Raw genomic sequence first — 18,006 nt, forward strand, 5'->3', positions numbered from 1 at the left:
CGATTCAATGCTAATGGTAGTCCGGACTTAACCTTTGACGGTGACGGAAGGGTAACAACAGCGATAGGAGAGGTGGCTAATGCCACTTGTATTACAGTTCAGGCCGACGGAAAGATCCTTCTAGGCGGTTATTCGTCACCAACTTCTGGGAGCGCAATAATTGAATTTACAATGGCGCGGTATAATCCGAATGGCAGTCCTGATTTGGCGTTCGGTGTAGCGGGAGTTGTTATTACTCCTGGAACCCTTTTTACTTTTGGTCAGGCCATTGCTGTACAAACTGATGGGAGGATTTTACTCGTAGGCGGTAATCTTGCCCCCTTCCCGCCAAACCAAGGGTTTGTAGTGGCCCGGTACCTGACAAATGGCAAAGTTGATTCTTCGTTTGCAGGTGATGGTGTGGTTAACACAATAATAAACACTACTAACACGACAAACGATATAGCATATGGCGTCAAAATACAAGAGGATGGGAAAATTGTTGTAAGTGGAACAACAACTGGTAGTCTTATAGCGGCAGCTGTTGTGCGTTACCGCCCCAACGGAAACCTTGACCCTTCTTTTGGCATTAATGGCAAAGTCGTGATTGCCGGAGAAGGCTTTGGTCCTTTATATAAACTCCAGTTATATAGCAACAGGATCTTTGTGGGTGGCAGTAGCACGTTTAATTCTGGCTTTCAGATGTTAGCCCTTCAGAATGATGCGTTACCGCTTACATGTTCTAATGATACAATTGCCCCAACCATCATCCCCAAAAACACAATTTTATTTTTAGACGCTAATGGCCACGCCACAATTCAGCCGATTGATGTTATTCAAACCATTACTGACAACTGCCTTGTGAGAGGCTCTGATATTAGCGTTACACCGAACACATTTAGTTGTGCAGATGTACAAACCTCCACAAGCATACAATCCTTTTCTTCTACCTCTTCAGCAGGAAACCAGGACTTCTATGGTGAACTAGGTCTTAAATTTACCGTGGGTGCTGCTGGACTTGTGATTACACAGTTAGGAGCTTTCGACGACGTGGGAAATGGAATCATAGGTACCCAGCACGGCGGAGTCAGAGTGGCAATCTACAATCAATCAACTAAAAAGATTGTCGACGGACTTGACGTTATTGTTGCAGGTAATGCAGATGGCTTTTCGGGAAATTACCGGTTTAAGCATATCAAGCCTGTGACTGTGGCACCGGGAGACTATTTGATAGTTGCTAAAGGCTATAATCTATATGAAAAAAATGGCAATGCCGAGTATGGAGACGAGACCTACCTGGCTGGCAACTCCGCTGATGGCTTGATCACATTTAGTGACTCAGCTTACTGGGGTGAGAATACTGCTTCCGGTTTTGACTACCCAAAATATTCCAAGAACTTCAGGCAAACACCTGCCTACCTTGCTGGTAGTTTCAAGTATGTAGGAGCATCTACTGACGCCACAGATAAGATCGTCACGATTACGGCAAGGGATATTAGCGGTAATAGCTCCCGGGTCTCAGCGCATGTTTTTGTCAGGTATAAGGGAGCGGCTTGTGAAACACCGGAACCTTTGACTAACATCATGAACAGCTTTAGTTTAAAAAATGATATGTCACATCAGGAACCTAGTGCAATTACAGTTTTTCCGAACCCGAGTACAGGCGAATTCAAGGTCCGCTTCATGGTTCCAGAGTCTGGAAAAACCACTATTCAGCTGCAAGATGAAGATGGGAAAATGATAAAATAAAGAACCATCTACACGAGTAAGGGATCACGCACAGAAACGTTTCAATTAATGGGTCAGCCTTCTGGAATGTACCTCATCAGGATCACCAGTAAAACAGGAGTTCAAACCTGCAAACTTGTAATTAAGCGGTAAGTAAATAGTTTCTGAACAGCTAGTACTAGATATACGAACGTTTCCTCCCCCTGTTCAACGTGGCTTGGTGGTTTTTATAGCCGTCTGATGGCTGAGACCGACTTCTTCAAACATAGTGTTTGCAGGAACATAAGGCAAAACGATGGTCCTGAAACATTAAATGAATGGACGTCTAGATTGGTTAACAACTGGTTGTTGAGCGCCCAAAACGATGAAAGGCGAGGGAGACAGCAACGGACAAGAAACTAAACAAACTAATTTCGAGAGTTAAACGACGCGTCACATGCCTATAAAATCACATTCCGTCATGTTAAGCTCTATCAGGGTCTTTGGGTTCATAGGGGTCAAAAGTATCCGGGTTGTACATCTTCCCGCGGTTTTTGATATAGTTTCGATAAACGGGACTTTGTTTGGATAGCATCAGGCAGTCATAGTACCTGAAAGCAGTGGTTTTATAGTAAACCAAAGCAAAGGCTTGTAGTTCCCTCCATACAATGTCCAGTTCATAACTCTTGTGCTGCCTTACGCCATTTACACGTCGACCATTGTTGAGTACAATATGAAGTAGATAATACGGCATGGGTGCAATTTGCTAAAAAATTTAGTAATAACAAGCGCCCCGCCTTTTCTTTTTCTTGCTATGAATTTCCTATCCGCTTTGATCCATACTTGGTGCCAGGCGCATTGCGGCCGTGCTAGTTGGCAGGTGGACAAACTTTAGCATTGGACCAGTGTCACCCTTAAATGGAGCTCAATAATATTAAAAAAGGGAAGCTTTCGCTTCCCCCGTTCCCTAACCTATGGGAGGTTTTCGCCTGAACACACCATACAGTAGAAGCCCAACAGCAACAATAAACAGGATGGATCCTATTAGCACAAGCACACCAGAAAGGGTTTCCATTTGTTGAAGCCTCGCAAGCGTTCCAAAGACCGTCAGGGCGATGGATATTAAAAGCAGTGATAACCCGTATTTCGTTGTCATAATGTTGTTTTAACTTAAAGGCATTGTTGCATCGCAGCTACAAGCGATTGCAATTAAAACCGAAATGGAAGGATTTGTCGGTTCTGCTACGTCTTGATAGTGCAAAGGATTTGCAAGGAATATGGTGTAGTAAAAGGGAACTATTAGTGTAGTAAAAGGGAACATTGAATGTAGTAAAAAGGAGTTATTGTGTGTAGGAAAAAGGAGCATCCCTAGATACAGGTGTAGAAAAAAGGAACTATTTTCAGGTAACTACCAGCGATTTTGTTTTGTTTAGTTATTAAGAGGTGAATTACGCTAACCAGGGAGCTGCTATTTCAAGAAAAAGAGCGCAGCAGCACTTAATTAGTCAATTGAACCCGTAAAAGACTGTTAATAGAGTTTGAGGTATATGCCGCCTAACAGCTTCTTTTCGCTCTTAATGGCATGAACGGCACGCTTCCGATTATTTTGGGGCTAGATGCGCCTCTAATGCGCTGCATTTGCCATTCTCCGTTTTGACCACTGTGGTGTTTATGTTCAGAAGAGGACCGCTTACCATTGTTTCAACTTGGAGTGATCCGGGTTTAAGAACTAAATAGCCGGTTCCAAAGCCGCACTTTGAGTTATAGCACATGCTGGATGGCAGTATCGTGTAGAAAAAAGGAACTACTTATACTTAAGTACACTATTCTGATTGTAAGCTCTTTTACAAATGACACTTTGTAAATACTCTTGGGTAAAGTCATCGTGTAGGAAAAAGGAACTGTTTCGCACAGCAAAGCATTTCTCGATATTAGCCTGCTAGTCATTTTTAGTGGGCGAGAAATCCTTAAGCAAGCACTTGATTAAGTACGCTTGTTTGTTGCCAATTTCTTTACTGTTTTCCTGAACATAAGCATGAAGTCGTAGTACTTCGCTGCTCATTTTGTTGAAGTCAAACCTGGGTGTAAAGATACATTCAACCTGTGCCAAATGCTCAGCCTTAAAGCCCAGATGCCTGATTAGCAAGTCTTTGATATTGTCTGCCTGCTTAATCTTCATTTCTTCAAATTCAGGTGTTATCACCTTGAAGCTCAATCCTACGACTTCTTTCCCTTGTCTTTTTTCGAATGATTTTTCTTTACAGTTAAACCAGCATAGCGCTTTTCCTTCTAACTCTTCTTGCACCGGCACCAGGATGTTTCTTTTAATCTCCGCATACTTTTGATATTTGTCTCCAAGATCCAGCCAATCCCGAAACTCTGCAAGAGTCATATAAAAGCCGCCTTTTTCCTTCCAGCTTTCAATTTTTTTGTAAATCCGCGGTGTGTACTTGTTCTTTGCTCGGTTAACAACCTGTAGGTCGAAGCTCGTGTAGTTGCTGGGCATTCCTACCTTGTTGATGTCCATTTCGACTAACAGACGGGAAACCTCCTTGCTCATCTCAATTTTTATCTCCGAGTTTCTTGTCTTATCCATTGGCGTAACTACAGCCCCAAATAAGGTTAGTGACCTCATTTCTCTTTGTCCGTTATCTTTGTTAACCTGAACAATCCGAATGATCGACTTCGCCAGATTTTCTGCTGCTTCCCTTACATCAGGGTAGTGGTTAGGGCCAGCAATGTTCCTCATCGGAACCGTTATTGAGATCCTGTCCTCGTTAATGTCTTTAAAGAGCTTCAGCTGGGAGTAGTCTTTTCCGTTTAGACTTAACTTGATAGCTTCCTGGAGATTAAATAGCACGTAGTTGAAGATCTTCTCCTGAATCAGGGTGTAGTTGTACTTGGCATTGGTGACCCTGTTGGGAATGAACATGATTTCAGGCCGGATAGGTAAAACAACCTCTCGTTTTCTAATGGCCGTCTTCTTTACAACTGTTTTTACTTCCATTATTTTCTATACATTTTAAAGACAAGCGGGAGTACATAGCTATGCGGCACTTGTGAAGAGCCTTCTCCTACAATATAACACTTAGAACGAAATCTGCCCTGTCCCCGTGCAAATTTATCTAAAAGGAAAGCTACTATCACAAGGTTCTACAAGGTTGCGTGGTGTACAAATTATGTTTGCCATTTTTTTTAAAAGTAAACCAGGGGTGATTCTATATGCATGCTGGAAGCTTAGTAAGAGGCTTGTTACGCCTCTCTTGGTTACGCGTTTTATTTTGGACCGTTGGCAGAGAAGCAGGGTACCACACGGGAAACCACTAAGTAGGACTAATACAAGTCTTCCATCTTCTACTGACAACTAAATGCCCGGAAAAAGGTTTTTACTAGGCCAATATGACCAGGATCATGTCCAACGGGAAATACTTTGCTTTATGGTGTATACCGCTGCCTCGTGCAAGTTCCTGAATATTATGCTCCAGCACCACAAATTTACAATGGCCCAAATCAGTGATCTTGGATCAACATACCTTGATAAGGTTTGGTTTTAATAGCTAAATCGTTATTTCTTTCCATGTGGCCAGTTATCTAACAAACAAGATATGGAAACTTATAACGGATCAGGGCGAATCATCTCTCTCTTGACTTGATTTGGATTTTTCCTTCTCTTTCAAACTTTTGACTTCAATGTCCGCCTCTGCCAGCCGATTCCCGGTGTAAAAGGTTCCACTAAAAGTTCTTATTCTTAATGAAGAACTGGTACATCTATTGTCTTAATTGAAGCAAACCCAAATTTTTGATTAACAATAACTTACAGCCTATAGACATGGAATAAAATAACGATCAATCAAAAACACTCTAACAAATGGGTCTAGTACTTTAACGATTGGACAAGGAAACTTCTAGTGAATTTAAAAAATGTTGTGGAAAGAAATAACGAGTTCTAACACTGCCACTGATTGAGATGCCTCTTAGAGCACGGGTTAATCTTCAAAGGAACATAAAAAGCTTCTAAACCGCTCAAAGCTGTTGAAAACTAAGCAACGATGTAAACTCACCATTGCTTCACAAAGTCCTTTACTCCCCTCAAGTCCCCCATGCTGCGCTCAAGACAGGGATATGAAATAAATAATGGTTTACATTCATCTTACTAACAACACTTGCTGCTCAAAGCGAGGAGGATTTTGCTGTCCCCGGCCGAAGCATATAGTGCTAATCTCAAACCTGATGGCCCAGCCAATCATCATTCTGAGACCATTGTGTGGATATAGGAGGAAAACACCTGGATCTTCATGTATCCCGTGGTAAAGGGCATACAGGAAAGAAATAAGGACCTTTATACCTTTCGAGCCGTTCTGGCCCTTAATTCACTGCTCGAATACAGCATTGCAACTGACTATTCGCAACTAACCTCAGTGGACTGCCTACCATTTACTAACACACTGATCACGACAGTGTGGCTCCCAAGCTTGTATTAGCTTTGATATTGTTTAAAGTGCAAGAGAGATATGGAAGAAAATAACGAATTCCAGGCGGAGCTAGTCGGTTCTCCAGTGATTCAGTGCCAAGGTGCAGCGAGGTTCTATTGCATGAGATCAGCGAAACCATAGCGAGGCTAAATACAGGAAAAAGTGTTATGACTTGAACTCAGCTAGAAGGCAGGTTAAAACATACTCAGGAACACACTTTATCTGTGTTTTAGGAGAGGCTTTTGCAACTTTGCTGCAAGGCTTTCTTTACGTGGGAATAATTGTTATTATTGAGAACAAGATCGTTCAGTTTGAAAGTCAGTTTAACGGTGTTATTGTCCGAAGTAAACAAGTCTAACTGACCGATCGGCAATCCTTTCTCCAACAGGCTTATCTCTTTCTGCAACCTGGAAATAATCATTGTCAGAATGCGCTTCTGAACGGCTGTGTAGTCCCAGCGAGCCATAGTAATCCGATATGGCTGCCTGATCATCGTGTATTCAGCAGAAACACTCCGGTTTGCAACTACATTGGCCATAAGCTGATATTAGGGTAAGTCGTTAAAGTCTTCCATACTGCTCAAATTCGTTATTTCTTCCATCCTGGTTTTAGATACCTTTCTGATAACCTGAGGCCACTTTGACTATAAAAACGTGCTTTACAATAGTAAACCAATCAATTAATACTTCCTCAGGATGAACAAAAATTATTACAGGTTAAGAGAGCTTGGGACGAACTGGCGGGAAGATCATTCAACAGAAATCTTTGGTTTGCGTCCCCTTTTTTTGCCAGAAGTACTGGAGCTTGCCAGCGCGCTTTCCTGATTGCTCCTTTTTTCCAGGTCATATTGGACAGTAATGTTTAAGATGGCATTCTTAGAAAACACCTTCATGATCCCATCGGCGTAATCTGTAGTCAGATCTTTAGCTTTAATAACCAGTGTTGCTTCCATATACTTGATTGCAGTTGATAAGGGTCGAAATTAAAGCAGCTTGCTGACTTTTTACAATAATACTCGGCTGAAGCATAAAACTGCCCTAACGTCTCTCAAAGTAAGGGCAGTTTATAACGGTAATAGCGAGCTTAAGTATTGACGCGGCAATTAATAGTAACAAGTCTAGGTAAACAACTGCTCATTACACACGCAACCTATGCTCGCGAAAACTAATGCTGCGGGCTACATACAATAATTGGACGGATTGACTTCATTAGCTAAAGATCATTCCTTATTTTTTCTCCGAAAATGTTTCATTGTAGATGGTAAACTTAACTTCTTTAGGAATTCTTTCACCCCACGAACGACCCCATCCATAATGCGTTATATCGCTGGATGGGATGAAATATTAAATTTCACGCCTTTGCCAAGTGGTAGCAAGAACATCAGACAACCATTAGAATAGAATACGGCTTCTACCGTACTACTCACTTTGGAAAGGCATTTCTTGATACGTGCGTTTTATAGAGCAACATTTACACAATAGAAGAACAAAGTGCCGTACGGTAAGAGGAGAGGAGATGTTCGTTTGCCCACTCAGTACTCAGCAACTGACTTGGTCAACAATGAGACTAGGGAGGGCACCCGTTATCCTTGTTTACCTGAACGATCGGAAGAATCGACTTCGCAAGGTTTTCTGCTGCTTCTCTTACATCGGCGTAGTGGTTTGGGTCAGCAATCTTCTTCATCGGGACAGGTATTGAGACCCTGTCCTCGTTGATGTCTTTGAAACGCTTCAATTGAGAGTAAACTTGAAATTCAAACTCAACTTGATAGCTTGCTGTAGGTTAAACAGCACGTAGTTGAAGTTTTTCCCTTGAAAAGGTAGGTTGTACTTGGCATAAGTTACCCAGTTCGAAACGAAAATGATTTCACGCCGGGCAGATACGACTACTTTCCGCTTTCTTATGGCGGTCTTCTAACGATTTCTTTCACTTCGTTTACTGCCATTACTTTCTGTTCGTTCAAGTACAAGTTGGATAATGATAAACATCTACATGGCAGTTCTAGAAGGCTTCTTCTACAATATAACAATTAGAACTTGGACCTCTCCGGAACCAGCGCAAAGTTATTCAGTAGGCAAGCTGTTGTCACATGTTCTGTAGCCGGCACGCCATGCTTGATGAGAGCCAACAACTTAGAAGAATAATTTTTTTTGTACATCCGACAGTCAAGACGTTCGGGGTAACCAAATCTTGCCGAAATTTAGTAAAAGCCCTGATAAGCAAGATGGTAAACCCTTTTAACTTATCGAACATCCTTGAGAGAAACTGGCTATCGTATAAAAGAAATTGCAACTGGTTTTTAATTAAACTTGTTTTCAGCTAGAGGATTTGCTTTATGATAAAGCTAAGGCACTGATATTGGTGTAAAGCATTAGAAGTATTGCCTGATATGCCGGTTCGAGTCCTGCATCCTCCACTTATATCCGTCAGTCCAAAGACGCCATAATATACAGATTGACAGCCGCAAAACGTAGAATAGCGCTGTAAGGCAAAGCTCTTTCGTCAGAAAAGAGGTTCACAAACAAAATATACATTCGAGTATTACTTAATCCCCAGTTCATAACCGATCTTTATCTACTAATTATCTCCTTCTACAAGGCGCTCAATAAGAGCAATTACACTGATTGCCCAAACATCGCTTCAAAAGCGATTGATAGCTCAATAAAAATGGAAAGAAAGTTTTGACATGCACTATAAAACTCATAATTTAATGCACCTATTGGCAAACGCAAATAAACAGTTATGCGAAACACTGTTCTGTTCATTATTGTATATTACATATTCTTACTGAGCTCTGTAACTGGGCAAACCATAGAAAGTGTGGTATCAAGAAGTTTTCAACCTTTTGTTATTCCGTCAAGCGCAGCGTCTTTACAAGCTGCCAACATAATCGTTTCTGAGTTCAACAAGTATGGCGCTCTTAGGTGTTCAAACATCCTTACTTCAACTTTAGAGAAAAGGATTAGTGAAGTAAGGATTACGCATATTCCGGTGGTAAAGAAAGGAGCTGTCGCAGAATTTCTTGTATTAGTAAATAAGTTTAGCTGTGAAGTGATAGGAATGGTGCATAAAACACAAGTCGTTCGAGTCAAGAACAACAAGTGCAGTATTAACGACATTAAGTTGGAAAGTCCTGATCTGATCTATGATCCAACCAAGACAGGTTTTTTTTCAGTGAAATTGCAATTTTAATTAGCTATAAAAACAACCGATATACGATGAAATTCTTTTTTATCGCTACTCTATCTATTTTGCTCTCAGTTAAAAATACTTGTTCTCAGGTCAACAAAGAGTTTATTTTCAATTCGATATATGACTTGAAGGACGCTTACATTTCAAGGATTGATACTTTGGTTTATACAATCACGAATATTCAAAATCCTAAAATAGAATTTTATCCTCCGTTAAGAGGTTCTATTACTTTAAGTAATAAAGTTATTAAGTATGTCCCACATGAAACAGATGCACCTATAATAAATGTCAGGGTTTCGCAAGATGGTGGAGACACGGCTAATTATTCAATAGTACGCAATAAATACGAAATGGATTATCAAACCTTTTTAAAGCGTCCTGCTTCCGATGCCATTTCTAGAAAATCTTTCTATGATATTGTTATAGACTCCGTGAGCAAGGAGGATCAAGAACTTATAATAAAAGGAATTGATATAGATTTCACAAAGGGATCTGTATTTACAACTTATACTTACCAAGAGGGTGATGTTTTCTTTAACTATAAAAGAGTAAAGATTTATGCTAAAAACCTTACGTTAGGTACTGTGGTTAAATTTCCTGGAGCTAAGGTTGTTGTTTATGCCGACAGCTTAATTCTAGCTAATAAAGACAATCCTGTCGGCATAGACATACAACCACTAACGAGGAACCGTTTAGTTCGTGCAAGTGTATCTGAGAAAGCGGAGGGGGATAAGGGCGATACTGCAGACACTTTGTTCTTGTTTGTTAATAAGGTGAAGATTGAAAACGACCTACGTCACTCAGGATCGATGGCTCATTTAAATTATTATTTTTCGGCTCGGGGAGGAAGCGGTGAAGCGGCGCCAACAGGCAACCATGGCCAAGACTTTGATAGACTGCAGCCTTTTTCTGTTTCAAATAGCCTTGGAGCGACTGCAGCTGATGGGACTTGTAGATATTTCCCAAATCTGATAGAGAATCCAACTTTGCCTGTCAGGGATAATTTTATTTACCTTAATTATCTTAAAAAGGTCTCTACCACAGAAACAAGGTCACGTGGGGTACGTGGTGAAGACTATACTGTAGCATGTGATTATTGGATGCAATCAGTAATTGATAATTGGGGCAGAGTCTTCACGCCTGCTAGACTCGAAGCGGCGAAACCCAGACAGGGGGGAAGGCCAGGTGCTGGAGGAGATGGAGGTGTAATTGTAACAAATTCGCAACTAGTGAAAGACAGATCAACTACTCCAGCAGGATATCCTGGAGAGTCGGATGTGATTAGGAAAGGGGGAAAAGTACCAGCACCGACAGGACCTTTGTACTCATATACCTTTAGTGAAAAAAATGGAGTAGTTCTAAGAAGTGACTTCCATGAAATTTCTATTCCAAGGGAAATCTCTCTTAGTCCCCTCGCTGTAAATCCGCTAATAGTAAGCCATAACGGGTCCATAAACTTAGAGAACGTGTCAAATGGCAATAATATATCGTACATAACTTATGTCATTGATCATGCAGATTTACTTTACAAGTTCGGAAATCTAAAAGAAGCGAATGATGTTTATGATTACTGCGTTAATCATTACTTTTCCGATCAGAGTTTAGCATTAGACGCAAAAAGCCTTCAATATAAGAATTTAGCAATTTTAAATAAAGAGAAAATTAAATCAAGTCTTGATTACTACGGTAATCCTTATAGTTGGGTTCCACAGTTAAACTTCGTCACTAACTTTGATTTGTACCAAAAAAATATCGAGAATTCTTTTGAGGCTATCGCGAGTTCAATGTATATATTGAAGATGCACAAAGGTCATAATGCTAAAATAGAGGATTTAGAACAGCAGTTGAGTTTGCTCCGAAGAAATAACGAGTTTTACCAAGAGAAAATAGCCACTATCCAATCAGAAATGCCCCTAATAGAAGCGCAGCTACAACTGCTTAAAATTAAGATTGATGACGCTGACGCCGAGTTACGACGTTTAGAAAACGAAATTTCAGCAATGGCAGAAGGGTCTGTTAGAGAAAAAGAAAAGAAGCATAGACAAAAAAGCTTGTTAAAGGCCGTCACTACTGTTGCAAAGGTGATTCCTGTCTATCAGCCAGCATTAGGAATGGTGGCTACAGGGGTTGACGCGATAGCTTTAAGGGAAGATAATACATCGTTTATAGATGTAGTTGGCAGTGCTGTAAGCGATTATCAAGACATGAAAAGTATACGAGAAGGGCTAAGCAACAATCTCAGAAATGCATATTCTTTAAGTGTTAATAGCACAGGGAATGTTAATCTTCAGACTCTTTATCAAAACAAGCAACAGTTAGTCTCGGAGCTTAAACCAGTATACGAAAAAGTCACGGAGATTTATGAAAGAATTAAACCAAGCAAACTCCCTGCCAACCTATATGAGGAAGAACTAGCTCGAATTAAGAACGAGCATCCGGAATACAAAAATATGATTGATAGTATTGCTGCATTAGGAAAAATGAACAATGAAGTAAGTCAACAATTAATCAAGTTAGCCTCTGCAATAACAGAAGCATCTAATTCTATATACAATAATGTAGATGCTATCTACGGGATTAAAAATGATTTAGAAATTAATAAGAGGATAAGCCCAGAAACTATTGATTATTTAACAGCAATAAAAAAAGATGCAATCGAACGATTGTTATATTACCAGTATCTATTTGGTAAGGCCTATGAGTATTTTTCGCTTAAACAATATGACGGTTACAAGAATACTATCAAGCTGCTACATAATGGTAAAGAGTTTGAGAGCTATGCTGACCCTAGCACTATACTGTCAGCTATCAAAAACTTGTTTAACAATGAACTAAATGCATCAGTTTCAGGCATACTTGCCAAACTCAATACAGATTACGGCGCGAACGTTCAACAGAAAGTAAGAATACGTATTATCGGTTCTGATCTAGAAAAGATAAATCGAGGTGATACTGTTTCCGTTAATTTTTTCAGAAATCCTATTTACAATGTCTTTGAAAATCAGAAGTATGATTATGCGGATATACTAATAAAGGATGTGACAGTTGAGCCGGAGTATAAAGCTACGAACATTGAATGATGTAGGTTTCGCTTCTTCTAACGTTTATATTAACCATGAGGGAGTATCTTATAGATATGATCATAACAAGCGCTACATATTTCATCATCAAAGTAACAAAAACAATTTATCTTATCAGTGGGTCTCTATACATGACTTCATAAGAAATGAGACCCCGCAACAAGAAGTAAATTCACAATTACTTAATCTCCTATGTCATTTTTTAACCAAAACGGTAGGCTCGTGCACCCCTAGCATCAACACTGAAGTTTCTTTTGACTCTGACTTCAGATTGTACAAGTTGGATAATGTGCCAAATAGAAACATGGATTTGAAGAATCTTTCAATTTTATTCACAGCTGCAATCCGGAAAAAATCCCCGCATGAGAAACTTCCTGTCATTACTTTTTATCCTTCAGAAGGTCTTACTCCGAATATTCAGGTCGTTTCAAACTATTTATCAACTTATTTTAACGGCTTCAAAATGCTCACTTTTCAGCCCGGAGAAGTTATCACTATCTCCGCAATCAAAGAGGTAGGAGGTAAAAAATTCAGTTATTGGAAAACATCTTCAAGTACAAACACTTTCAATACCTCAACTTTCGATTATACTGTTACTAAAAACCGTGAGTTTTTTCAACCTGTTTATGAATAACCGCGGATTTCTAAAAATCATTCTATAAAGAGTATTGCGCCTTTGTAGATGTTCTAACAATACTTCGAAATGTATTTTCAAAAAAGGTTGAATGTAGAGCATTATTCCAGTGTATCCGTAATGATTTGCTAAATTTGTTGATCGGCATTGTTTTGGTACGTGAAACTTGTCATGGTTTTCCTAGCGAGATTTGTCTACACTATCTCCCAAAGTTATAGGTTTGTCTTCATCGATATTACTTTCTATAGTTGAGGAATCTCGATCAAATATGTGACAGGCCAAAGAAGTTACAGGCCTTTTAAAGGTATAAGAGCGTGATTAGAGAGGGCTTCAACCATTCATTTCCTCTGACAATAATTCATGTGATAGTTGTGAATACTTACTTGACACTGGTAGAGTTATTTCTTTGTATGCCTCCGAAGAGTCCCGGCCTCGATATACAATAATTTTTTGATCCCTTTAGCGCTGTACTCAACAACCTGTTGCTTTCCCACTGTAGATTTAATCACTTATGTTACAAAGGATTTGCACCTTATCAGTTCAAAGTTCGTTATCTTTTTACCCGATAGTAAATACTATTCAGAGTTGTAAATCCTTCCTTATCAACACCGGTCAACTCTTAGTCCGCGTTTCCATTGGTAACAAGCAAAGATCAATGCTTGCTTTACACTAACAGATCAAGTTCGGAAATGATTATGCCCTGTTAAAGTAAATCTCATCGATCCGCTAGGTGCTTATACAACTGCGGAGAACCATCACTCGGGCAATCTTCGGATAATTGCCTATGAAATTAAGATTGACAATAAATGGACGCTGCCACACAATAAACACGTGAACACATCCGCATACGGCACCGAACTGTTAGATGCATAAATGGTTGGACCAAGTACGGCCATAATAAATGTACCGAAAGACATTCATTGGATAAAACATAAAGATATCACGTCAATTAGCGTTGAAGAAAACCAGAGAACGGTTTCAAACGACGTTGACGCAAAAAAAGTTTCAAATGCTTGCATTTTAAACTGCCAACCACTATTTTGGTATTGCTGTCAAAAAGCATGAGCAGAAAGTATTTCAATAAAAGAGGATCTAACAAATTCTGCCTAGCGGTATACTTTTAGAATCAAGATCACTTATTTAGCAGAATGCTAAATCGTACATAGGCGCAATTGTCTAAACGGAGCCTTTTTCTTGATTCTGAATTAGTAAAATTGTTGTAAAATAAAAAAAGCAGCCTTTAGATCTCGGCTCCAACATTCTAGGTCGCTACTTTTTCCAAAAACGATCAAAATGAATAGGTTTTGGCTACTAATTGTGATTCTAGCTTTCTGTAGGTGCAATTCAGGCTCCCATACGGAAGTACAAAAAGACTCCTCTTCGGCAACTTTCGGGGACCCTATCCGCCCCGTAAACGATACTACAAGAAGTATGATTATGAGCTGTGCTGGTTCAATTGGAGATGTTAAATATTCCATACTGAGGTACGAGGATTTTCGCCATGAAAATGGCGATTGTTGGGTACCGATGGGGCAAATATCAAAAGCCATACTAAAGGAAAGTAAACTGGCTGGCCTTGTGGACTCAATTCCAGATGCAAGGGGTGTATTTATAAGAGGCATGAATGAGGGTCGTAATATGTCAGAAGGAGACGCAGACGGAGACAGACAAATTGGAAGCTATCAAAGAGACGAGGTAGGCAGACATGGACACGATCTCCCGAATGGATTACACAGAGAAATGGATCATGTTTGGTCACTCAATGGTCCCGGTTCGATTCACCTTGGCCCAAACCGGGATCGAACTGCAGACCATCAGGGGACAGAAACCAGACCACGTAATATCTGCCTCTATGTTTACATCAGGATAAATTAAAAGGTTATGACTTTTAAGTTACGACTCCTATTGGCCTTAATTATCTTAATTGGCGTATGTAAATGTAGACCAAAACCTTTTAAGGATGATCCGTCGACCCTTTTAGATAATTATTATTATAGTAACTTTAGTATAGCGCATACCTCAAGTGATGTTTTAAGGCTATTAACAAATGATTTAGCGACGCAATATAGGTACTCCGAGATAAACGGAAGACTGGAACAAGATATAGCGGAATGCAGGGAAACCATCAGTAATCCGGAATTCGTATCCAAGTACTTAAATGCCTTTCAAGTTGCATTAGAAAAAGCACAAACCACCACCAGCAACTTTCGAAACTACTACGAAATTGCAGCAATGTTAGATGGATCTAACTTGCCTGTTTATACCAACTATAGTTACAAGCAATTATCGAGGGGCATAAATGGATTTATTCCATCAATCATACAGACGGCGGCTCTAGGGGTAATCGATAGTTTGTGTGTCGAAGTTCTTGGAACGGAATTGAAGAACGAGGCAAAGACTTTCATACAAGATAGAGTCGATTGTTTATATACAAAGAACATTGATATCTTAAACAAAAACAAATCTGAGTTTATAAAGATTTTCGCTGCTAAAAACAACGCAATAAGCCCTATAAGAATAGATTCAGTAGTGGGACGTTGTATTCCCGAGTATGCATATCAATACATTCAACAACAAATAGCATCCGACGGTAATTGGAAGGCATCTAAACTGTCTACAACGGAGTATAGGCAAAAATTGACCGCTTTAGATAAAACCTTTAACAAGCTTGAAAAAAAAGCTGGTGCGATTACAAGAGATCGTATCGACAGCATTTCGAAATCCTTCGGGAACTTAATTGAAAATCAAAAAGAAGTATTTTCGGTCTTAGATGACCTTACGGGCCAGGCTAATAAACTAAACTTACAGTTAGACTCAATTCTTTCTGAAATTGAGAAAGCAAGCCGCCTGCCAATAATGGCCGGAAAAATAGATGAACTTAAAACAACATATTACAAATATTCCAAAGCATTTCAACTAACGATCGAGCTTGTAAATGATTATAAAAATGGGACGCTTAATGTTGAACGTTTTGCAAAGAAAATTGAGAACAAATATGTAAAAGGAATCTTGCAAATCAACAATAGCTATAACGAAATAACAAGTGCTTTAGGCAAGTTGAAAGATCCGGATTTTAGTACAGTGCTGAGTGTCGCAACGGATGTTTGTAATAATTTGGAAGCCTCTTCAAAATCTCTTGAGAATTTAGGTCTTTTAAAGAATAAGGACGCCAAGAATGTAGCGAAGTTTTTAAAATATCTTACTTCAACTATTCAGATTGGTACTGGTATAACAAAGATGTTTAGTGGAGATCCAAGCGGAGTGATGAATGTATTATCAGGATTGTCTGGCATTTTTGGACGTAAGAACCCCAGCAACACTCCAGAAATGGGGCTAATGAAATATATGGAAAGCCGCTTCGATAACATTGACGCAAGATTGAGCCAAATTGACCAGAAATTAGACACGCTGACAAATATTACAATAGGTCTGTATAAAGACATGATGCAGAGTTTTGAAAATGTCTACAACATCTTACGAGCGACAAACGAAAGATTGATTACAATTCAGGATATTGTTACTGAGATCTTAAGAGGCGACTATCGGTTCTGTCATGATGCGTATTTGATCGCAATTGACAACAACTTTGAATACAAAACTTTCCAGAACTACACAGATCATTATAACTCCTCCCAAGAATGTTTAAGAGGACTAAATCGGTTCCTAACCGCCGACAATCAATTGTTCTTCCAATATAAAGTCAGCGCGGGGCCTTCTGGAAACAGAAACTATGACGATTATTCAACTAATTACATTGACAAGGTTTATGACCCCCTTATAAGGTTATTTGAAGATCAGGTGCCTGGTGAAAGGATTAAAGAATATGCAATATGTTCCTTATTATTCCCTCAACTTAATTACACTTACGGAACGGTATCGCCTTTTTCAAGGATAAGGGAAGCAAAAAGAGAAGACCAGCACATTCTTGAACAGAAGTTTATTGATGAAGCACTAGTTCGAGGAAACTATATAAACTATGAATTTTTGGATAGATTCTCAGAGATATTTTTGAAGTTTTCCACCTATTTCGAAATAAAAGGGGATGTTGATTTCAAGCCTCTAAGTCTAGGTGATTACCTAAAGTTAAGCCCAGAAGCAAAAAAAGATAGAAATTCAGTTCTACAAAGAAAGCTAATTAACTTAGGTGACCTTACCAACAAAGCTTTAGTACAGCAGTCCTTATTGTCCGGAAACTTCATCCTAAACTACATTGGGAGCTCTGTTAAAAGTGAGGACACTAATGTAAGCAAGCTGGCGTTTACTGCGATGAAATATAATGCAATGTTAACTCAAAACTACATCAAAAAAACGTTTAGAAATGAAGTTCTTATTAAAGGTAAAGATTCTTCTTTTTATAAGAGATACGTCGACATTTTTTTGAGCACGGTAACTGGATCACCCAAGAGAAAGGATGTGCCAAGTAGTTTAGTCAAGCAATTCAACTTAGAGGTTCAAGCTAAAACAGGAATGTCCGACTTCTTCAAATTGAGGTATGAGCCAAGTTCAAATCAGCTGTTGTTTGATGTCTTTGCCAACAAGTTTCCTCATGACTCCGTTACCATTAAGGCTTTGGAACCGGACTTTTTTCTCGATGATAAAATGTTACAAGGAGCAGGCGTTCACAAAATGTTAGCACTTCAAGAAAAAGTAAGACTTAGGCTAATGGACTTAACTTTTGTAAACTACCTGCTGAAAGCAGATCCAACCATAGATGAACGAGTTGTTAAAACGCTCTATCGCCCAGATAATTACAAGGTGGCCAGACAGTAGCCTTAACCCCGGTACTACAGGAGAATTATAGCGTACTTGAGTCTAAGCAAGTTACTCAAGAGGCTCTGCCTTTTTGATTTCAAAGATGAATAGCAAACGTGCTACTAAAAGCAAGAGTAGGATTCTTTACAGGATCAAGAATTAGCTGTAATAAGGTGTTAAATATGTAACT

10 protein-coding genes, 1 tRNA gene and 1 pseudogene are annotated in these 18,006 nt (G+C 39.4%); 7 read left to right on the plus strand and 5 right to left on the minus strand.

Going from position 1 to position 18,006, the window contains the following annotated elements; all coding sequences use genetic code 11:
* Window positions 1–1,728: pseudogene (locus tag EXU57_RS24355) on the plus strand (hypothetical protein); the annotation flags it as partial.
* Window positions 1,729–1,734: 6 nt separating this feature from the next.
* Window positions 1,735–1,860, plus strand: a complete 126-nt coding sequence (locus EXU57_RS26010) for a T9SS type A sorting domain-containing protein (protein ID WP_133270902.1) — start codon at window positions 1,735–1,737, stop codon at window positions 1,858–1,860.
* A 310-nt stretch (window positions 1,861–2,170) separates the two neighbouring features.
* On the opposite strand, the gene EXU57_RS24365 is transcribed toward EXU57_RS26010, so the two are convergent.
* The 5 genes from EXU57_RS24365 to EXU57_RS24385 form a co-directional block, all read right to left on the minus strand.
* On the minus strand, window positions 2,171–2,440 hold the full coding sequence (locus tag EXU57_RS24365) for a hypothetical protein (protein WP_133270884.1): 270 nt from the start codon (window positions 2,438–2,440) through the stop codon (window positions 2,171–2,173).
* A 213-nt stretch (window positions 2,441–2,653) separates the two neighbouring features.
* Entirely contained in the window at window positions 2,654–2,842 is a 189-nt protein-coding gene (locus tag EXU57_RS24370) for a hypothetical protein (RefSeq protein ID WP_133270885.1), read from the minus strand.
* Window positions 2,843–3,625: 783 nt separating this feature from the next.
* Window positions 3,626–4,693, minus strand: a complete 1,068-nt coding sequence (locus EXU57_RS24375) for a replication initiation protein (protein ID WP_133270886.1) — start codon at window positions 4,691–4,693, stop codon at window positions 3,626–3,628.
* 1,694 nt (window positions 4,694–6,387) lie between these two features.
* Complete coding sequence (locus EXU57_RS24380) at window positions 6,388–6,696, minus strand: hypothetical protein (RefSeq protein WP_133270887.1); 309 nt, start codon at window positions 6,694–6,696, stop codon at window positions 6,388–6,390.
* A 210-nt stretch (window positions 6,697–6,906) separates the two neighbouring features.
* On the minus strand, window positions 6,907–7,110 hold the full coding sequence (locus EXU57_RS24385; protein ID WP_133270888.1) for a hypothetical protein: 204 nt from the start codon (window positions 7,108–7,110) through the stop codon (window positions 6,907–6,909).
* 1,370 nt (window positions 7,111–8,480) lie between these two features.
* Here EXU57_RS24385 and EXU57_RS25275 point away from each other — a divergent pair.
* From EXU57_RS25275 to EXU57_RS24405, 5 genes are all read left to right on the plus strand, one after another.
* Window positions 8,481–8,574, plus strand: a tRNA-OTHER gene (locus EXU57_RS25275).
* A 326-nt stretch (window positions 8,575–8,900) separates the two neighbouring features.
* On the plus strand, window positions 8,901–9,350 hold the full coding sequence (locus EXU57_RS24390; RefSeq protein ID WP_133270889.1) for a hypothetical protein: 450 nt from the start codon (window positions 8,901–8,903) through the stop codon (window positions 9,348–9,350).
* Window positions 9,351–9,376: 26 nt separating this feature from the next.
* Window positions 9,377–12,430, plus strand: a complete 3,054-nt coding sequence (locus tag EXU57_RS24395) for a hypothetical protein (RefSeq protein ID WP_133270890.1) — start codon at window positions 9,377–9,379, stop codon at window positions 12,428–12,430.
* A 304-nt stretch (window positions 12,431–12,734) separates the two neighbouring features.
* Window positions 12,735–13,064 carry a hypothetical protein gene (locus EXU57_RS24400; protein WP_133270891.1) on the plus strand — a complete coding sequence of 110 codons (330 nt, stop codon included), beginning with the start codon at window positions 12,735–12,737 and terminating at the stop codon, window positions 13,062–13,064.
* Window positions 13,065–14,945: 1,881 nt separating this feature from the next.
* Window positions 14,946–17,834, plus strand: coding sequence for a hypothetical protein (locus EXU57_RS24405; protein WP_133270892.1), 2,889 nt, complete (start codon window positions 14,946–14,948; stop codon window positions 17,832–17,834).
* Window positions 17,835–18,006 lie beyond the last annotated feature (172 nt).

It is taken from the genome of Segetibacter sp. 3557_3, assembly GCF_004354985.1.
Lineage (GTDB): Bacteria > Bacteroidota > Bacteroidia > Chitinophagales > Chitinophagaceae > Segetibacter.